Origin of the sequence: Aminicella lysinilytica (genome assembly GCF_004362975.1) — a bacterium.
GTDB lineage: Bacteria > Bacillota > Clostridia > Peptostreptococcales > Anaerovoracaceae > Aminicella > Aminicella lysinilytica.
Map to the genome: position 1 here is coordinate 1 of NZ_SNXO01000044.1, position 15,004 is coordinate 15,004.

The 15,004-nt window shown below is 50.0% G+C and carries 15 protein-coding genes and 1 tRNA gene; 15 read left to right on the forward strand and 1 reads right to left on the reverse strand.

Annotated elements, in window-relative coordinates; all coding sequences use genetic code 11:
- Positions 1–444: 444 nt before the first annotated feature.
- The 7 genes from EV211_RS09330 to EV211_RS09360 all read left to right on the forward strand — a co-directional run bounded on the left by EV211_RS09330 (position 445) and on the right by EV211_RS09360 (position 7,827).
- Complete coding sequence (locus tag EV211_RS09330; RefSeq protein ID WP_133529169.1) at positions 445–1,317, forward strand: hypothetical protein; 873 nt, start codon at positions 445–447, stop codon at positions 1,315–1,317.
- Between the two features lie 215 nt (positions 1,318–1,532).
- Positions 1,533–2,897, forward strand: coding sequence for a beta/alpha barrel domain-containing protein (locus EV211_RS09335; protein ID WP_133529170.1), 1,365 nt, complete (start codon positions 1,533–1,535; stop codon positions 2,895–2,897).
- Positions 2,890–3,543 carry a GntR family transcriptional regulator gene (locus tag EV211_RS09340; RefSeq protein ID WP_133529171.1) on the forward strand — a complete coding sequence of 218 codons (654 nt, stop codon included), beginning with the start codon at positions 2,890–2,892 and terminating at the stop codon, positions 3,541–3,543. Before EV211_RS09335 ends, EV211_RS09340 begins: the two co-directional genes overlap by 8 nt.
- Positions 3,544–3,561: 18 nt before the next feature.
- Complete coding sequence (locus tag EV211_RS09345; RefSeq protein ID WP_133529172.1) at positions 3,562–5,487, forward strand: aconitate hydratase; 1,926 nt, start codon at positions 3,562–3,564, stop codon at positions 5,485–5,487.
- Between the two features lies 1 nt (position 5,488).
- A complete protein-coding gene (locus EV211_RS09350) occupies positions 5,489–6,715 on the forward strand; it encodes an isocitrate/isopropylmalate dehydrogenase family protein (RefSeq protein ID WP_243108593.1) in 1,227 nt (408 codons plus the stop codon).
- 224 nt (positions 6,716–6,939) lie between these two features.
- Positions 6,940–7,028, forward strand: a tRNA-Ser gene (locus EV211_RS09355).
- 13 nt (positions 7,029–7,041) lie between these two features.
- The gene (locus EV211_RS09360) at positions 7,042–7,827 is read left to right on the forward strand and encodes a recombinase zinc beta ribbon domain-containing protein (RefSeq protein WP_243108595.1); all 786 of its coding nucleotides are present in this window, start codon (positions 7,042–7,044) and stop codon (positions 7,825–7,827) included.
- Positions 7,828–7,940: 113 nt separating this feature from the next.
- Here EV211_RS09360 and EV211_RS09365 read toward each other — a convergent pair whose 3' ends face one another.
- Positions 7,941–8,600, reverse strand: coding sequence for a Crp/Fnr family transcriptional regulator (locus EV211_RS09365; protein ID WP_133529173.1), 660 nt, complete (start codon positions 8,598–8,600; stop codon positions 7,941–7,943).
- A 93-nt stretch (positions 8,601–8,693) separates the two neighbouring features.
- Between EV211_RS09365 and EV211_RS09370 the strand changes: the two genes are divergently transcribed.
- From EV211_RS09370 to EV211_RS09405, 8 genes are all read left to right on the forward strand, one after another.
- Complete coding sequence (locus EV211_RS09370) at positions 8,694–8,960, forward strand: TIGR04076 family protein (RefSeq protein ID WP_133529174.1); 267 nt, start codon at positions 8,694–8,696, stop codon at positions 8,958–8,960.
- A 38-nt stretch (positions 8,961–8,998) separates the two neighbouring features.
- A complete protein-coding gene (locus tag EV211_RS09375; RefSeq protein WP_133529179.1) occupies positions 8,999–9,448 on the forward strand; it encodes a DUF488 domain-containing protein in 450 nt (149 codons plus the stop codon).
- 19 nt (positions 9,449–9,467) lie between these two features.
- Entirely contained in the window at positions 9,468–10,157 is a 690-nt protein-coding gene (locus EV211_RS09380; RefSeq protein WP_133529180.1) for a 4Fe-4S binding protein, read from the forward strand.
- A 31-nt stretch (positions 10,158–10,188) separates the two neighbouring features.
- Positions 10,189–11,775, forward strand: a complete 1,587-nt coding sequence (hcp, locus tag EV211_RS09385; RefSeq protein ID WP_133529175.1) for a hydroxylamine reductase — start codon at positions 10,189–10,191, stop codon at positions 11,773–11,775.
- 131 nt (positions 11,776–11,906) lie between these two features.
- Positions 11,907–12,572, forward strand: coding sequence for a DNA polymerase family A protein (locus EV211_RS09390; protein WP_330564661.1), 666 nt, complete (start codon positions 11,907–11,909; stop codon positions 12,570–12,572).
- Between the two features lie 86 nt (positions 12,573–12,658).
- A complete protein-coding gene (locus EV211_RS09395; protein ID WP_133529176.1) occupies positions 12,659–13,045 on the forward strand; it encodes a hypothetical protein in 387 nt (128 codons plus the stop codon).
- Complete coding sequence (locus tag EV211_RS09400) at positions 13,035–13,394, forward strand: DUF7768 domain-containing protein (RefSeq protein WP_133529177.1); 360 nt, start codon at positions 13,035–13,037, stop codon at positions 13,392–13,394. Before EV211_RS09395 ends, EV211_RS09400 begins: the two co-directional genes overlap by 11 nt.
- Positions 13,372–14,934, forward strand: a complete 1,563-nt coding sequence (locus EV211_RS09405) for a DUF927 domain-containing protein (RefSeq protein WP_243108596.1) — start codon at positions 13,372–13,374, stop codon at positions 14,932–14,934. The genes EV211_RS09400 and EV211_RS09405 overlap by 23 nt, the downstream gene beginning before the upstream one ends.
- Positions 14,935–15,004: the final 70 nt, after the last annotated feature.

The following is a 15,004-nucleotide window of genomic DNA, read 5'->3' on the forward strand; positions in this document are numbered from 1 at the left end:
GGTTGGTGGACCTTTCAATACATCTTAAGATGTGGCAGGTAACAGGCCCTTCTAGGGCCAAAACAAACCACCGGCTGAGCCGGTGGTCATGATTAGTGGCTGGAGGATCGGAAATAGCGCAAATGTAGTATATAATTGGGATATTGTCGGGCAAGTGGCCTCAAATCGCTGTTGTCTCAGGACAGGGGGCCATATGCCCATGATGCCCGACAGTATGAGCCGCTGGCTCGATAGACATAAAACAGTAATACGATATATTAGACAATTGTTGGTATTTTCAAGTTACTTTATAGCTGCCGAATACAACAAAAACCCAAAATTGTACATTAAAAGCTCAAAATTGTACATTGAATATAAAAGGGCTTTCCTTATTGCTTCAAGTGTTGTAAAGTAGTCTTATCAACTTAAAAAAGTAGTCTTATCAACAAAAGGAGGAATAAGAAAGTGTACAGTTTTATTGAACAGGCAGGAAGAGAACTTAAGCAGATCAATTTCTTGATTGAAAAAATCGCTAATAAGTCGACTATAGAGTTAGATGGTTGGCTTTATGTCAAGTCTGGTAAGGATGGAAATAATTACTATTTGCAGAAGAGAAGTAAAAATAATTGTGCGGTGAAGCAGAGCGTTTTTATCGGCACGGATGCCAGTGAGGAGGTCCGCAAGATCAAGGAAAGCAGGTTTTATGCCGAAACGCTGAAACGCTTGGAAGAGGACAAGCGGATTCTTGAAGCTTTGATGCCACAATTTTTGGACTACGGTCCAAGCGCTGTAACGGAGGCTATGCCGAAGGCCTATTCCAGGCTGCCGGCGGAATGCTACGATGATGAGCGATATAAGGAACTGGTTGAATGGGCAAAAGGCGAGTTCGACACAAACCCCAAGGAATTTCCGCCGGGAGCCAATATTACTATAACAAATCAGAAGGTACGTTCCAAAGGTGAACTGGCTATATTCAATTTGCTCGTAATTTATGGGATTCCTTTTCGATATGAGCAGAAGCTCGTGCTCATTGATACCGACGGTACCAGGGTCGTTCGCTATCCGGATTTCACCATCCAGTTGGCTGACGGCACTATAATTTACTGGGAGCACGCAGGGTCAATGGAGAAGCCTGCATATTTCGACGCGTTCTGCGACAAGCTCAGAATATACTATCACAATGGCATAACCTTGGGTGACAATTTCATAGTAACGGCAAACAGGGAAGCGGATGGTCAAGGCATGAACACGGAGAATATTGAGGCGCTGATCTGCGAGTATATATTGCCGCGGGTGAAGACGATGCAAAAGGATGATGCAACAAAAAGCGTGCTTTGAGCAAACACAGATGACATGGCGTTAACTAGGATTTGTCGCGGTTGTTTACCAAAGTTTGTCGCAACTGTTTACTAGCAACTGTCGTAAAGAGACCTCTGCGCTGCGGCGCGGGGGTTTTTGCTGTAATCTATTGACAAACAATATTAAAACAATTATACTGGTATACATATATACGTCAACGGTTTAATCAACTGAAGCGGATCGGAGGCTAATAGATGTTAGAAATATCGGATAAGACGAATCTGCTGGAGCAGGCCAGCTACAAGTACACCCTGCAGGACGTTCCTGAACCCAATCTTTACAGGGACGTTTATAATTATGAGGAAGTTCCAAAGGTTGCTTTCAACCACAGGCGCGTGCCTATGGAAACGCCGCCTGACATTTGGATCACAGATACATCATTCAGAGACGGCCAGCAGTCCATGGCGCCGTACACGGTCAAACAGATAGTTGACCTGTACAAGCTCATGTCCAAACTGGGCGGACCTTACGGACTCATCAGACAGTCCGAATTTTTCATATACACCAAGAAGGACAGAGAAGCAATCGAGAAATGCATGGATCTGGGGCTGAAATTCCCGGAGATCACCACATGGATCAGAGCTACCAAGAACGACTTCAAGATGGTCAAGGATCTGGGCATCAAGGAGACGGGCATTCTGGTGTCATGCAGCGACTACCACATTTTCAAGAAAATGAATATGACCAGGAGACAGGCAGTAGACTACTATCTGGAAACAATCAGAGACGCCTTTGAGGCGGGAGTAGTGCCGCGGTGCCACCTGGAGGACATAACCAGAGCCGACTTCTACGGCTTCGTAGTGCCTTTTGTTAACGAAATCATGAAGCTTTCCAAGGAAGCCGGCATCCCCGTGAAAATCAGGGCCTGCGACACCATGGGCTATGGCGTGCCATACACAGAGGTGGCTTTGCCGCGAAGCGTGCCGGGAATCATATACGGCCTGCAGCACTATGCGGGCGTGCCAAGCGAAATGCTGGAGTGGCACGGTCATAACGACTTTTACAAAGCTGTCTCTAACGCGGCCACGGCTTGGCTCTACGGCTGCTGCGCAGTGAACTGCTCTTTGCTGGGCATCGGCGAGCGCACAGGAAACATTCCGCTGGAAGCCATGGTGTTCGAGTACGGCTCTCTGAAGGGTTCCCTGGACGGCATGGACTCCACAGCCATCACTGAGATTGCCAGGTACTTCAGCGACGAAATGGGCTACGAAATTCCGCCTATGACACCTTTTGTGGGTGAGAATTTCAACGTGACCCGAGCCGGCATCCACGCCGACGGACTCATGAAGGATGAGGAGATTTACAACATCTTCAACACTGATAAGCTGCTGAAGAGAAAGCCAGGCGTGACCATCAGCAAGACCAGCGGTCTGGCGGGCATAGCCTATTGGATAAACGAGCATTACGACCTGGTGGGCGATCAGCAGATCCACAAGGACGACCCTATGGTCCACGCCTTGAAGGATTGGGTCGACGAGCTTTACGCCGACAACAGGACAACGAGCATTTCCAATAAGGAAATCAAAGAGAAGATTAAGGAGTTGAAGGGCAATGATTGAATATAAGAGCGTATCCCTGGCGAATCAGGTTTTCGAGACCCTGGAGAGGAACATCCTCAACGGGACCTACCCAATAGGCGAGGTGATCAGCGAGAAGAGGCTTTCCGAGGAGCTGGGCGTCAGCAGAACGCCTATCAGAGAGGCTCTGAACCGACTGGCCGATGAGGATCTTATCAAGGATTCTCCGATGGGCAACGTGGTGCTGGGCATAACTGATAAGGACGTAGATGACACCTTCGAGGTAAGGAGAAGGATAGAAATCATGGCTACCCGCTGGGCGGCCAAGGCAATGACCAAGGAACAACTGGATGAGATGAAGAACATCATAGATCAGCAGGAATTCTATGCGTCCAAGGATGACGTGGACAAGGTCCGCGACCTGGATACGGAGTTCCACGATCTGATATACGATTCCTGCGGCAGCCCCGTAGTAAGAAGCGTTCTCATGCCTCTCCACCATAAGATGCATAAGTTCAGGAAGGCGTCACTGGCTCACGAGCACAGGATGATCGAGTCCATCGAGGAGCATCGCAATATTTACAATGCAATAATCAAGGGAGACGAGAAGAAGGTCGAGTCGATAATGCTGACTCATATAGACCACGCCTATCAGGGAATGAAAGACGCTAGAGTCCAGGAAAAGTAGCAACAGGAAGGAGTCATAATGGGACTAACAATAGCACAGAAAATAATCAGAGAGCATCTGGTCAGCGGCACTATGGAGCCGGGGCAGGAGATCGCTCTGCGCATAGATCAGACATTGACCCAGGATGCCACAGGAACTATGGCGTACCTGGAGTTCGAGACCATGGGCATACCCCGCGTCCGCACGGAATTGTCTGTGGCTTACGTCGATCATAATACACTTCAATCGGGTTTCATGAATGCTGATGATCACAGGTTCATCCAGTCGGCGGCAAGAAAATTCGGGCTGAAATTTTCCAGGCCGGGCAACGGCATCTGCCATCAGGTCCATCTGGAGCGCTTCGGCAAGCCGGGGAAAACGCTTATCGGCTCTGACAGTCACACGCCTACAGGCGGTGGCATCGGTATGCTGGCCATTGGCGCCGGCGGTCTGGACGTAGCCGTTGCCATGGGTGGCGGCGCATATTACGTAACAATGCCTAAGATGTACAAAGTTAATCTTACGGGTGCTCTGCGCCCTATGGTAACGGCGAAGGACGCCAGTCTGGAACTTTTGCGCCAGCTGTCTGTCAAAGGCGGCGTCGGCGCTGTAGTCGAGTGGGGAGGCCCCGGAGTTGCGACGCTGTCTGTGCCTGAGCGGGCGACTATAACAAACATGGGTGCCGAGGTGGGAGCAACCACTTCCATATTCCCATCGGATGATGTAACCAGGGCGTTCCTGGCGGCGGAAGGCCGTCCGGAGGATTTCACGGCTTTGGCCAGTGATGAAGACGCGGTTTACGACAAAGTCATAGACATCGATCTTTCAACTTTGACGCCGATGATCGCCTGCCCTCACAGTCCTGACAATGTAGTTAAGGTTGGTGACATAGCCGGCACAAAGGTAGACCAGGTCTGCATCGGATCCTGCACCAATTCGTCTTTGTACGATATGCTGAAGGTGGCGGCTCTGCTGAAGGGCAGGACTATAGATTCGTCCGTGAGCCTGTCCATATCGCCGGGTTCCAAGCAGGTGCTGACGATGCTTGCAGACTGCGGAGCTTTGTCAGATATTCTGGCCAGCGGTGCCAGAGTTCTGGAGTGTGCCTGCGGACCGTGCATCGGTATGGGATTCTCGCCTAATTCCGGCGGAGTTTCCCTGAGAACATTCAACCGTAACTTCGAAGGCCGTTCGGGCACTGCCGACGGAAGGGTCTATCTAGTATCGCCGGAGACAGCTGTTGCGGCGGCTCTCAATGGAGTGATCACTGATCCGATGACATTGGGAGAAATGCCTGAGGTGACCATGCCTGATGCATTCAAAATAGACGATAGCGCTATACTTGAGCCGGCAACTCCTGAGGAAGCCGGAGATGTTGAGATAATCCGCGGACCTAACATAAAGGAATTCCCTGCAGGCGAGCCCGTTGATGATGATTTTGCTGCTCCACTTGTATTAAAGGTCGGCGACAATATCACTACAGACCACATAATGCCCGCCGGGGCAAGGATTTTGCCTTATCGTTCAAACATTCCACACCTGTCGCAGTTCTGCTTCGAAGTCTGCGACAAAACCTTCCCTGAAAGGGCCAAGTCGGCCGGCAGAAGTGTCATCGTAGGGGGCGACAACTACGGCCAGGGCTCATCGAGAGAGCACGCCGCGCTGGTACCTTTGTACCTAGGTGTGAGAGTCGTCATCGCGAAAAGCTTCGCCCGCATCCATGCGGCCAACTTGATCAACGCGGGCATCATGCCGCTGACTTTTGCGGACCCTGCCGACTACGACAAATTGTCCCAGGGCGACAGGCTGAAGTTGTCGGGAATCCTGAAAGGCCTTGACAGCGGCGAAATATTATTGCAAGATGGTAATGATGAAATCAGGCTTACATGCAGCTTCACGGACCGCCAGAAGAAGATACTGATGGCGGGCGGACTGTTGAAATATGTAGCCGGGGAGGCAGAATAAAGTGGCAAAATCTAAGGATAAGAATAATAAACCGGGGTTTGTTCGGGAGCTTGTGGATCTGAGCCTGAAGGAAATGAACGAGATGGGGACTATCAGCGATGTCTGCGGACAGTTCAGAAATCTTCTGCAGGATCAGCTGAATCGCGTGTCTCTTATGGCTGACGACAAGCGTGAGCCGAAGAATTACGGGGAACTGACGACGATTACTATTGGCATATGCCCCGGTGACGGCATCGGTCCTGTGATCATGGATCAGGCGGTCCGCGTTCTGGATCTGCTCCTGAAGCGTGAGATCGATTCGGGCCGCGTGGTGATCAACCCTATTCATGGACTGACTATAAGCAATCGTCTGGAGACTCTGGAAGCTGTTCCGGCGGCTACTCTTGAGGAAATCAAAAAGTGCGATGTGCTGCTGAAGGGACCGACTACGACTCCTAAGGGCGGTAATCTGGAAAGTGCCAATGTGGCTCTGCGCAGGGAGCTTGATCTCTATGCAAATGTACGGCCGGTCCAGGTGCCTGAGGAGGGCATCGACTGGACATTCTTCCGTGAGAATACGGAAGGCGAGTATGTTCTTGGCAGCTCCGGCGTGGAGATGCCGGGGAAGCTGGCTATTGATTTCAAAGTCACCACGGACCTGGGCACAAAGCGTATCTGCAAGGCGGCTTTTGATTATGCGGAGGCTAACGGCAAGACGAAGATGGCCTGTGTAACAAAGGCTAATATAATGAAGAAGACTGACGGCAATTTCTCTCGGATCTGCCACGAGGTGGCGCTCAAGTATCCGGACATCGAGCTGGAGGACTGGTATATAGATATCATGACGGCTAATCTTGTTAATAAGGATATCAGAAGCGACTTCCAGGTGTTCGTACTGCCGAATCTCTATGGGGATATAATTACCGACGAGGCGGCTGAGATCCAGGGTGGAGTCGGCACAGCGGGTAGCTCTAACATAGGCGATCAGTACGCTATGTTCGAGGCAATCCATGGTTCAGCGCCACGTATGATCGAGGACGGTTTGGGAGACTATGCCAATCCGTCCAGTCTGCTGAAGGCAGTGGAAATGCTCCTGAAGCACATTGGATTCACAGCCAAGGCTGCTGCTCTCGATGAGGCTTTGGATATTTGCTGTAACCGCGAGAAGGCTGTGGTGGTGACCGGGTTTAAAGATGGCGCTACCTGCGCCCAGTTCGGTGACTATGTTCTGAGCAAATTGCAGGGTTGACCTGTTACATCTGCCATAAGCCTGTAGCAGCAAGGCAACGCCTGAATATAATTTACTGTTTTCTCACAATCTTGGTGCGATTTCAGTTGAAAGAAAACCGCGACCGTGATATAATCAATCACGGTCGTTGATTTATTGTCGGCGTGGGCAGGCTTTCGCAAGCCAGCACCGACGAGAATCGAGCAAAGACTTGCAGTCAACGCTAGGCCGAAAATCAAATATCTGGAGAAGTATCGAAGTGGTCATAACGAGCCGCACTCGAAATGCGGTTGTCCTCCGGGGCACGTGGGTTCGAATCCCACCTTCTCCGCCAAAAGGAGTTCACGGTGGACTTCCTCCAGAAGAAAACGAAAAAGAACGAGGGCGAGGTTCCGCAGTACTATGTGGAAGGCAACCACGAAGCCATCATCGATCCTGCGACCTTCGACTACGTCCAGGCAGAGATGGCAAGGCGGACAAAGGATAAGCACCGCTACAGCGGCGTGAGTATGTTTTCCTCCAAGATCAAATGCGGCGAATGCGGCTGCTGGTACGGCTCGAAGGTCTGGCACTCCACAGATAAATACCGCCGGGTCATCTACCAGTGCAACCACAAGTACAAAGGCGGCAAGCCCTGCGGTACGCCCCATGTCACGGAGGGGCAAGTCAAAGATGCCTTCGTCCGGGCGGTCAATGTCCTGCTCTCAGAGAAGGAAGAATTATCTGCTAATGTGCAGATGGTTATCGCCGTGCTGTGTGACAGCACAGAACTGGAAAAGCGGCAGAGTGAATTGAAGGAAGAACTGGAGGTTGTGGTGGGGCTGGTAGAGCGGTGCGTGACGGAGAACGCCCGTGTCGCCCTTGATCAGGACGAGTATACCGAGCGTTACAACGGGCTGGTCAGCCGCTATGAGGCAGTCAAGGCGCAGTTTGATGAGGTCACCCAGGCGGTTGCTGACAAAGCCGACCGTAAAAAGCTGCTGGAGCAGTTCCTCCATACAGTGGAGGCGCAGGAGCCGATTGTAGAATTTGACGAGCGGCTATGGTCGAGCCTGGTGGATTTCATGACGGTGAACAGCGAGAAGGATATCCGGGTGACTTTTAAAGATGGGACGGAGATACAGGGGCAATAAGAATGTGGATTGTCTGTGTGGTTATATTTTTTGCGACATAGGTTTACTTCTTGTATGCCAATGAATTTTACCATTGTCCGGTGAAGAAAATTTGGCAAGATACTTTTACTATTTTACAGCAGAATAAAATGATTTTTTTGAAACTCGATCATTCCTTCATTCTTCATTTTTCCCAGTTCATTAGACATGGCGCTTCGATCAACTGACAGAAAATCCGCAAGTTGCTGACGGTTAAAAGGAATGAAAAAACTGCTGCTATTTTGGCGTTTTGCCTCATCGGAAAGATAAGCAATCAGTTTTTCACGGGTAGTGCGCTTCGACAGGTAGCCCAGCTTCCGTACAAGATTTCTATTTCTTTCCGAAATTGCAAAGAACAGGTTTTGCAAAACTGTAGTGTGAAACTGACAGGCAGCAGAACAAATGGTCAATATCTTTTTCACATCAAAGAAGATTACCTCGCTGTCTTCTACAGCCATGACATCGTTCATGACAGCGCCGCTTTCGGGCGCAGTATAAGACTCTCCAAACATTTCTCCCGGATTTATGATATTCAGAATACTCCGATTGGCCCAGTAATCATCCTGCTGGATGTATAGCTTTCCTCTTGCAAGAATCATGATATTGTCCAGCCTTTGCCCCTGGTTTAGTACAAACTCCCCTTTTTTGAAATTATCTTTTTTTGCTTGAAGGCAGGAGAGCATGGAGTCAATCTCGTTCTCTTTCACACCGGAAAACAGCACTGTCTTTTTCAGAATTTGAATATCATCTTTCATAAAAACCTCATTTCCGTTGTAAAAACAACAGACTTGTTGCAATCATTATATTATAATAAGCACAGAAAGTCAAGTAAGCAGGAGGTGAAAAGGATGAAGCCCAGAATCAAAATAACCCTTGTGGAGAAAAAAGGTAACTGTTCTTGTCATAGAGGACACAAAGCAGGAGACACATTTGATTATGATGATGACCGCGGCATACTCTGCCCCATGGCGATGCACGTTGCGTTTCCCTATATTGACATTCTTCGTTACGGCGGGTGTCCCCCGAAAGCAAAAAACGGTGAAATAAGGTTTTGCTGTCCTGACAGCGATGTAATCAACGTTTTCAAGATTGAAAAGGTGGAAGAAAAGTCGTGACGATTTTGGAAGGATGTCAAGGGAAGCCTAAAATACCAATGTTAGAAGGGGTAGAATTCCTATCAGAAACAAGAGCAAATGGAGGCGTTAGAGAAGTATACACATTAATCAATAAGAATGAATTACTGTGCAAGCGTATTTATGATCCACCGAAGCCGGAAGATGGTTACCGTGTTTTTGTTGACCGTCTTTGGCCAAGAGGAGTAAAAAAAGAAAACATAAGGATTGATTTATGGGAAAAGGACATCGCTCCATCCACAGAACTTCGTAAATGGTTTGGACACACTATTGAACGGTTCGCAGAGTTTTCTATACGATATATTGCAGAACTGGACGCCAATCCACATGCAAAAGCGTTTTTAAATACAATTCAAGATAAGAGAAAGCACGGAAATGTGACTCTCCTTTTTGGAGCGAAAGACAGGATGTTTAACCATGCTGCCGTCTTGAAAAACTGGATAGAAACGCAGGATTTAAAGACAATATGAAATTTGTGAGGAATAAATGATGATAAGAAAAATTATTAGAATCGACGAAGAAAAATGCAATGGCTGCGGACTTTGCGCAGATGCCTGCCATGAAGGGGCAATTGAAATGGTAGACGGAAAAGCAAAGCTTACTCGGGAAGATTACTGTGACGGGCTTGGTGACTGCCTCCCCGCCTGCCCAACGGGTGCAATTACCTTTGAGGAAAGAGAGGCCCCAGCATATGACCAGTCTGCTGTCCTTGCGGCAAAGGAACAAAAAATGCCTTTGCCTTGTGGATGCCCCGGAACGAATGCAAAAGCAATTCATCGGGAAGCTCAGCTGACCGAACCACTCTCTTCCACTACCAGCCAGTTGTCACAGTGGCCGGTACAAATCAAGTTGGCACCAGTAAATGCCCCTTACTTTGAAAATGCGAATCTTCTGATTGCGGCAGACTGTACCGCCTACGCCTACGGGAATTTCCACAATGATTTTATCAGAAACCATATCACGTTGATTGGATGTCCCAAGCTTGATGATGTGGATTATTCGGAAAAGCTGACTCAGATCATTGCGAATAATAACATCAAAAGCGTCACTGTGGTGCGGATGGAGGTTCCCTGCTGCGGCGGCATAGAGCACGCCGTGAAAACCGCGCTTCAGGCCAGCGGAAAATTTATCCCCTGGAGTGTTGTAACGATTTCAACAGATGGAAAAATATTAGACTGAATGGAGGAGTAAACATATTGAAAACACAAAAATGTTCTGCTTTCAATGTGAACAGACTGCTGGATGCACCGGCTGCACCAGGAATGCAGGCGTATGTGGCAAAAAATCCGGGACCGCCCGGCTTCAGGATAAGCTGACCGGGGCTTTGGTGGGTCTTGCCCGCGCCGTGGAGGGAAACGAAGATCAGGTTACAAAAGAGACCGACGCCCTGGTGATGGAGGGCTTATTCACAACTATTACCAACGTAAATTTCAATGATGAAACCATATCCGCCCTGACCAGCCGTATCCATGCCGAAAAGGACCGCCTTGTGCCGCGCTGCCTTGACTGTGCGTCCGCATGCGGAAGAAATGACGACTATGATATAGATTCTCTTTGGGACGGGGATGAAGATATCCGTTCCCTGAAGTCTCTGATCCTCTTTGGGATCCGCGGTGTTGCGGCTTACGCATACCATGCCGCCGTTCTGGGGTATACAGACGAAGAAGTAAACCGTTTCTTTTACAAAGCCCTGTTTGCCATCGGGATGGATTGGGATACGGATGAGCTGCTTCCGATCGTGCTGGAAGTGGGTGAAATCAATCTGAAATGTATGGCGCTTCTGGATCAGGCAAATACGGAAACCTTTGGCATGCCGACTCCCACAGAAGTCCCTCTTACCGTAGAGAAAGGACCCTTTATTGTCATTTCCGGCCATGATATGCATGACTTGAAACTGCTCATTGAGCAGACGGAAGGAAAAGGTATCAATATTTACACCCACGGAGAAATGCTGCCGGCGCACGCCTATCCTGAACTGAAAAAATTTGCCCATCTGAAGGGGAATTTTGGCACCGCATGGCAAAATCAGCAAAAGGAGTTTGCCAGCATCCCGGCACCAGTTCTATTTACAACTAACTGTCTGATGCCGCCGAAGCCGAGCTATGCGGACAGAGTCTTTACCACCGAGGTGGTGTCCTATCCCGGATGCATCCACATCGGCGAGAATAAGGATTTTACGCCGGTTATTGAAAGGGCGCTCCAGTTAGGAGGTTATAAAGAAGATCAGGCATTTACAGGCATCAACGGCGGCACAAAAGTCACTACCGGCTTTTCTCACGGAGCGGTGCTTTCTGTAGCGGACAAGGTCGTGGATGCGGTAAAATCAGGCAAGATCAAGCATTTCTTCCTGGTGGGAGGATGCGACGGCGCAAGACCCGGCCGGAATTACTATACAGAATTCGTAAAGAAAACGCCGCCGGATACGATTGTACTCACCCTGGCCTGTGGAAAATACCGTTTCAATGACCTTGACCTGGGCACCATTGACGGCCTGCCACGTATCATGGACATGGGACAGTGCAACGATGCTTACAGCGCAATCCAGGTTGCCCTGGCGCTTGCAGATGCATTTGAGTGCGAAGTGAACGAACTGCCGCTCTCTATGGTGCTTTCCTGGTATGAACAGAAAGCAGTCTGCATCCTGCTGACGCTTCTGCATCTTGGAATTAAGAATATTCTGCTCGGTCCTACGCTGCCGGCGTTTATTTCTCCCAATGTGCTGAACCTGCTCATTGAAAAATACAACATCGGCCCGATTACTACCCCGGATGAAGATATGAGAAAGCTTCTTGGATGAAGTGGCGCTGAATGATTCTCACCGATTGCGGTAAAGTATAACCTTTCTCCAATTTGAGCGTTCAATTACTGGACGCTCTTTTTTTATTAAAATTTGTTTCTGCACCTGTTCACTATCGTTAAACGGGTGATGTGTTCATCGTTAATGGGGTATCCGGTGCATCGTTACATTGTATCAATTCCGGTGCGGCAACGGAACTGGCCTGCGGATACGGCGGCTCCGTTGGCGCGCTCAAAGCAATGGGCGCTCTGGAAATGGGTCTTAAGGAGTCGGAGCTTCAGCCTATCGTGGATTCATGGCGCGGTGCGAACCCCAATATCGTCAAGTTCTGGTGGGCGGTCGACCGGGCGGCGAAAGCGGCTATCAAAGGTAAGACGCATACAACCGCTTACGGCGTCGATTTTTCCTACGAGAGCGGATTCCTTTTCATAAAACTACCTTCTGGCAGACGGCTTGCCTATGTGAAGCCAAGAATCGGAGAGAACCGTTTCGGCGGTGAAGCTATCACTTATGAGGGTACCGGCGGCACGAAAAAGTGGGAGCGGCTTGAAACTTACGGCCCAAAACTGGTGGAAAACATCGTCCAGGCGACAAGCCGGGATATCCTCTGCCATGCCATGAATACTCTGCGCTGCTGTGACATCGTAGCCCATGTACACGATGAAGTCATCATTGAAGCGGACAGGATCATGTCCCTTGAGGCGGTCTGCAAACAGATGGGCAGAACACCGCCTTGGGCGCCCGGTCTTATACTCCGAGCCGATGGCTACGAATGCGATTTCTATAAAAAAGATTAAATATGGTACGGTTTCCGTCCTTGCCTGTCCTGTACGAGGTGAGGACGGATTTTCCGTTTATCACGAATACTGCGGAGGTAGAGAAGATGATTTACACAAAAACAAAGCTGAAGGACGGCGCAATCGTGTGCGGTCCAGTTACGGCAAAGAGCACTTATACCCGCTGCGCCGTATGCGGCAAGGAAATTCAGATGGATCTGCGGGAGCTTATTCTCGCCGGAGCGCAAGACCCCTATGACACGGAAGTGAACTGCGCCGAATGCAGCGCGAAGATGATGCACCGCGGCGATATCAACATCGATATCGTTATCCGTCTGACCGATGTTTTGCGGGATATCGGCTACGGCATGGAACTGCACGGACTCTGCGAGGATTTTGAAGTTGAGGACGTCCGCGATCTCGCCCCGGAGGAATATGAGCTTTTTGTCGACGAACTCATCGACAAGATTTCGGAGGTGCGCCATGCCGGATAACAAAAGAACGCTCGTATACATCTGCAGCCCATATTCCGGAGATGTGGCGGCGAACGTAAAAGCGGCGCGAGAATACTGCCGTCTTGCAGTAGAAAAGGGATACATCCCCGTCGCGCCTCATCTTCTGTATCCGCAGTTCATGGACGATAACAACCCGGCGGAGCGAAAACTCGGGATGTCCTTTGGCAACGCACTCATGGACAGATGCAGCGAGGTCTGGGTGTGCGGCGACCGCCTCAGTTCCGGTATGGAGGCGGAGTTTGACAGGGCGAGTGAAAAGAATATGACCATCAAATTCGTAACCGAGGAAGACAGGTGCAAAAATTATGGACGACCGCGAATTTTATAAGCTGTTCGGCGATGCAGTCATAATCACGACTCTGCCGGACAGAAAGCACTACCGCGTCCCGGCGGACGAGGTCTATGACCGCGTGTTCGAACTCGGTAGAAGCAGGAATGTGTATATCAACCCCAATATGAGAAGAGCCGACCTGTCGCCGCACCTCAGGGGTGAGGACGATGATGTGGAAACCCTCATCGCCTTTGTGGCGGATATCGACGTTCACGGTCCCGCCCACAAGGAAACCGAACTGCCGCCGGACAAGGCAGCGGCTATAGCTTTTCTTGACGAGATGAAGATAAAACCCACGGGCTTCGTGGACTCCGGCTACGGCATATACGGCTACTACCTTTTTAAGGAGCCTGTCCCCTTTGCGGATGACGACACCCGTGAACGGGCGAAAGGTCTGCTCCGGGGCTTCGGAAAGCTGTTGATGTCGGAGGCGTCAAAGTGCGGTTGGAAGCTGGACAACGTGTATAACATCTCACATATGTTTCGCGCCCCCGGCAGTCTGAACCACAAGCTGGACGAGCCAGTGCCGTGCGGAGTTCTGTCTTTTGACGGTCCCCGATACACCCTTGAGGACTTTGCCGGGTACTACGAAAATTCCCCGTCCTCCGACAGAGAACCGTTTGAGGCAGACCCGGAAATGACTGGCAGCGCTAACAGGATCATGGAACGCTGCGCTTTTGTGCAGAAACTCAAAAACGACCCCAACAGCGTGACTGAGCCGGAATGGAAAGCCATGTGCGACAACATTTCCCTCGTCCCGGACGGAGCGGAGCTGTTCCATGAGTGGAGCGCCCTGTATGACGGCTATTCCGAAGAGGAAACGGAGCGGAAGATTCAGCGTTCACAAAAGGTCAAGCGCCCGGTCACCTGCCTGTATATCCGGGAGAACCTCTGCTTTGACTGTCCTGCGGGCGGATGCGGCGTAAAGGCTCCCGTCGTTCATGCGCTGCTTTCTCTCCATGAACAACTTGAAATACTGCTGGCAAAAAAGAAGATTGACGGCGATGAGGCTCTGGACGACCGCACTCTTCGGCTTGCCGGGTATGCGAAAGTAAAAGCGCCCGCCCTCTACGCTCGGCTCAAGCAGCTCATAAAAACATCCGGCGTGGGGATTCGAGATTTTGAACACGCTGTCAAGTTCACAGCGGATAAGGCCATAGAGCCGGAGTTTGACAGTATGCAGGCAGAAATTGACCTTGACGGCATCGACCTTAACGGCGCTGTGGAACCTGCCGGATATCAGATCAGCATTGAAGAAGGCATTTGCTCCACATCCTACATCAACGGCGTTCCAATAAAAGCCAGCCTCTGCCATCAGCCTGTGGTTATCACCGCAAGGCTTGAGAATATCGACAGCGGCATGGAGATGATGGAACTCGCTTTCATGAGAAACGGCAAGTGGAAGACCCTCCGCGCTCCCCGGTCAAATTTGTTCAACAAGACCTCCCTCGTAAAATACGCCGACAGCGGTCTTCTGGTGTCCTCCGACAACTCTGAGGGCATGGTGCGGTATGGTCAAGTCCATATTTGTGTGTAAATTCACTTTCAAGCATATATCAAACTACCTTTATGCTGCTTTAAGCATTTTCTGTTGTTTCTCTGCTATT

What these genes read in the sequence shown, in the direction of transcription:
- EV211_RS09335 (WP_133529170.1), top strand. Translation starts at nt 1,533, where the DNA reads ATGTTAGAAATATCGGATAAGACGAATCTGCTGGAGCAGGCCAGCTAC.
- EV211_RS09340 (WP_133529171.1), top strand. Translation starts at nt 2,890, where the DNA reads ATGATTGAATATAAGAGCGTATCCCTGGCGAATCAGGTTTTCGAGACC.
- EV211_RS09345 (WP_133529172.1), top strand. Translation starts at nt 3,562, where the DNA reads ATGGGACTAACAATAGCACAGAAAATAATCAGAGAGCATCTGGTCAGC.
- EV211_RS09365 (WP_133529173.1), bottom strand. Translation starts at nt 8,600, where the DNA reads ATGAAAGATGATATTCAAATTCTGAAAAAGACAGTGCTGTTTTCCGGT.
- EV211_RS09370 (WP_133529174.1), top strand. Translation starts at nt 8,694, where the DNA reads ATGAAGCCCAGAATCAAAATAACCCTTGTGGAGAAAAAAGGTAACTGT.
- EV211_RS09375 (WP_133529179.1), top strand. Translation starts at nt 8,999, where the DNA reads ATGTTAGAAGGGGTAGAATTCCTATCAGAAACAAGAGCAAATGGAGGC.
- EV211_RS09380 (WP_133529180.1), top strand. Translation starts at nt 9,468, where the DNA reads ATGATAAGAAAAATTATTAGAATCGACGAAGAAAAATGCAATGGCTGC.
- hcp (WP_133529175.1), top strand. Translation starts at nt 10,189, where the DNA reads ATGTTCTGCTTTCAATGTGAACAGACTGCTGGATGCACCGGCTGCACC.
- EV211_RS09395 (WP_133529176.1), top strand. Translation starts at nt 12,659, where the DNA reads ATGATTTACACAAAAACAAAGCTGAAGGACGGCGCAATCGTGTGCGGT.
- EV211_RS09400 (WP_133529177.1), top strand. Translation starts at nt 13,035, where the DNA reads ATGCCGGATAACAAAAGAACGCTCGTATACATCTGCAGCCCATATTCC.
- EV211_RS09405 (WP_243108596.1), top strand. Translation starts at nt 13,372, where the DNA reads ATGGACGACCGCGAATTTTATAAGCTGTTCGGCGATGCAGTCATAATC.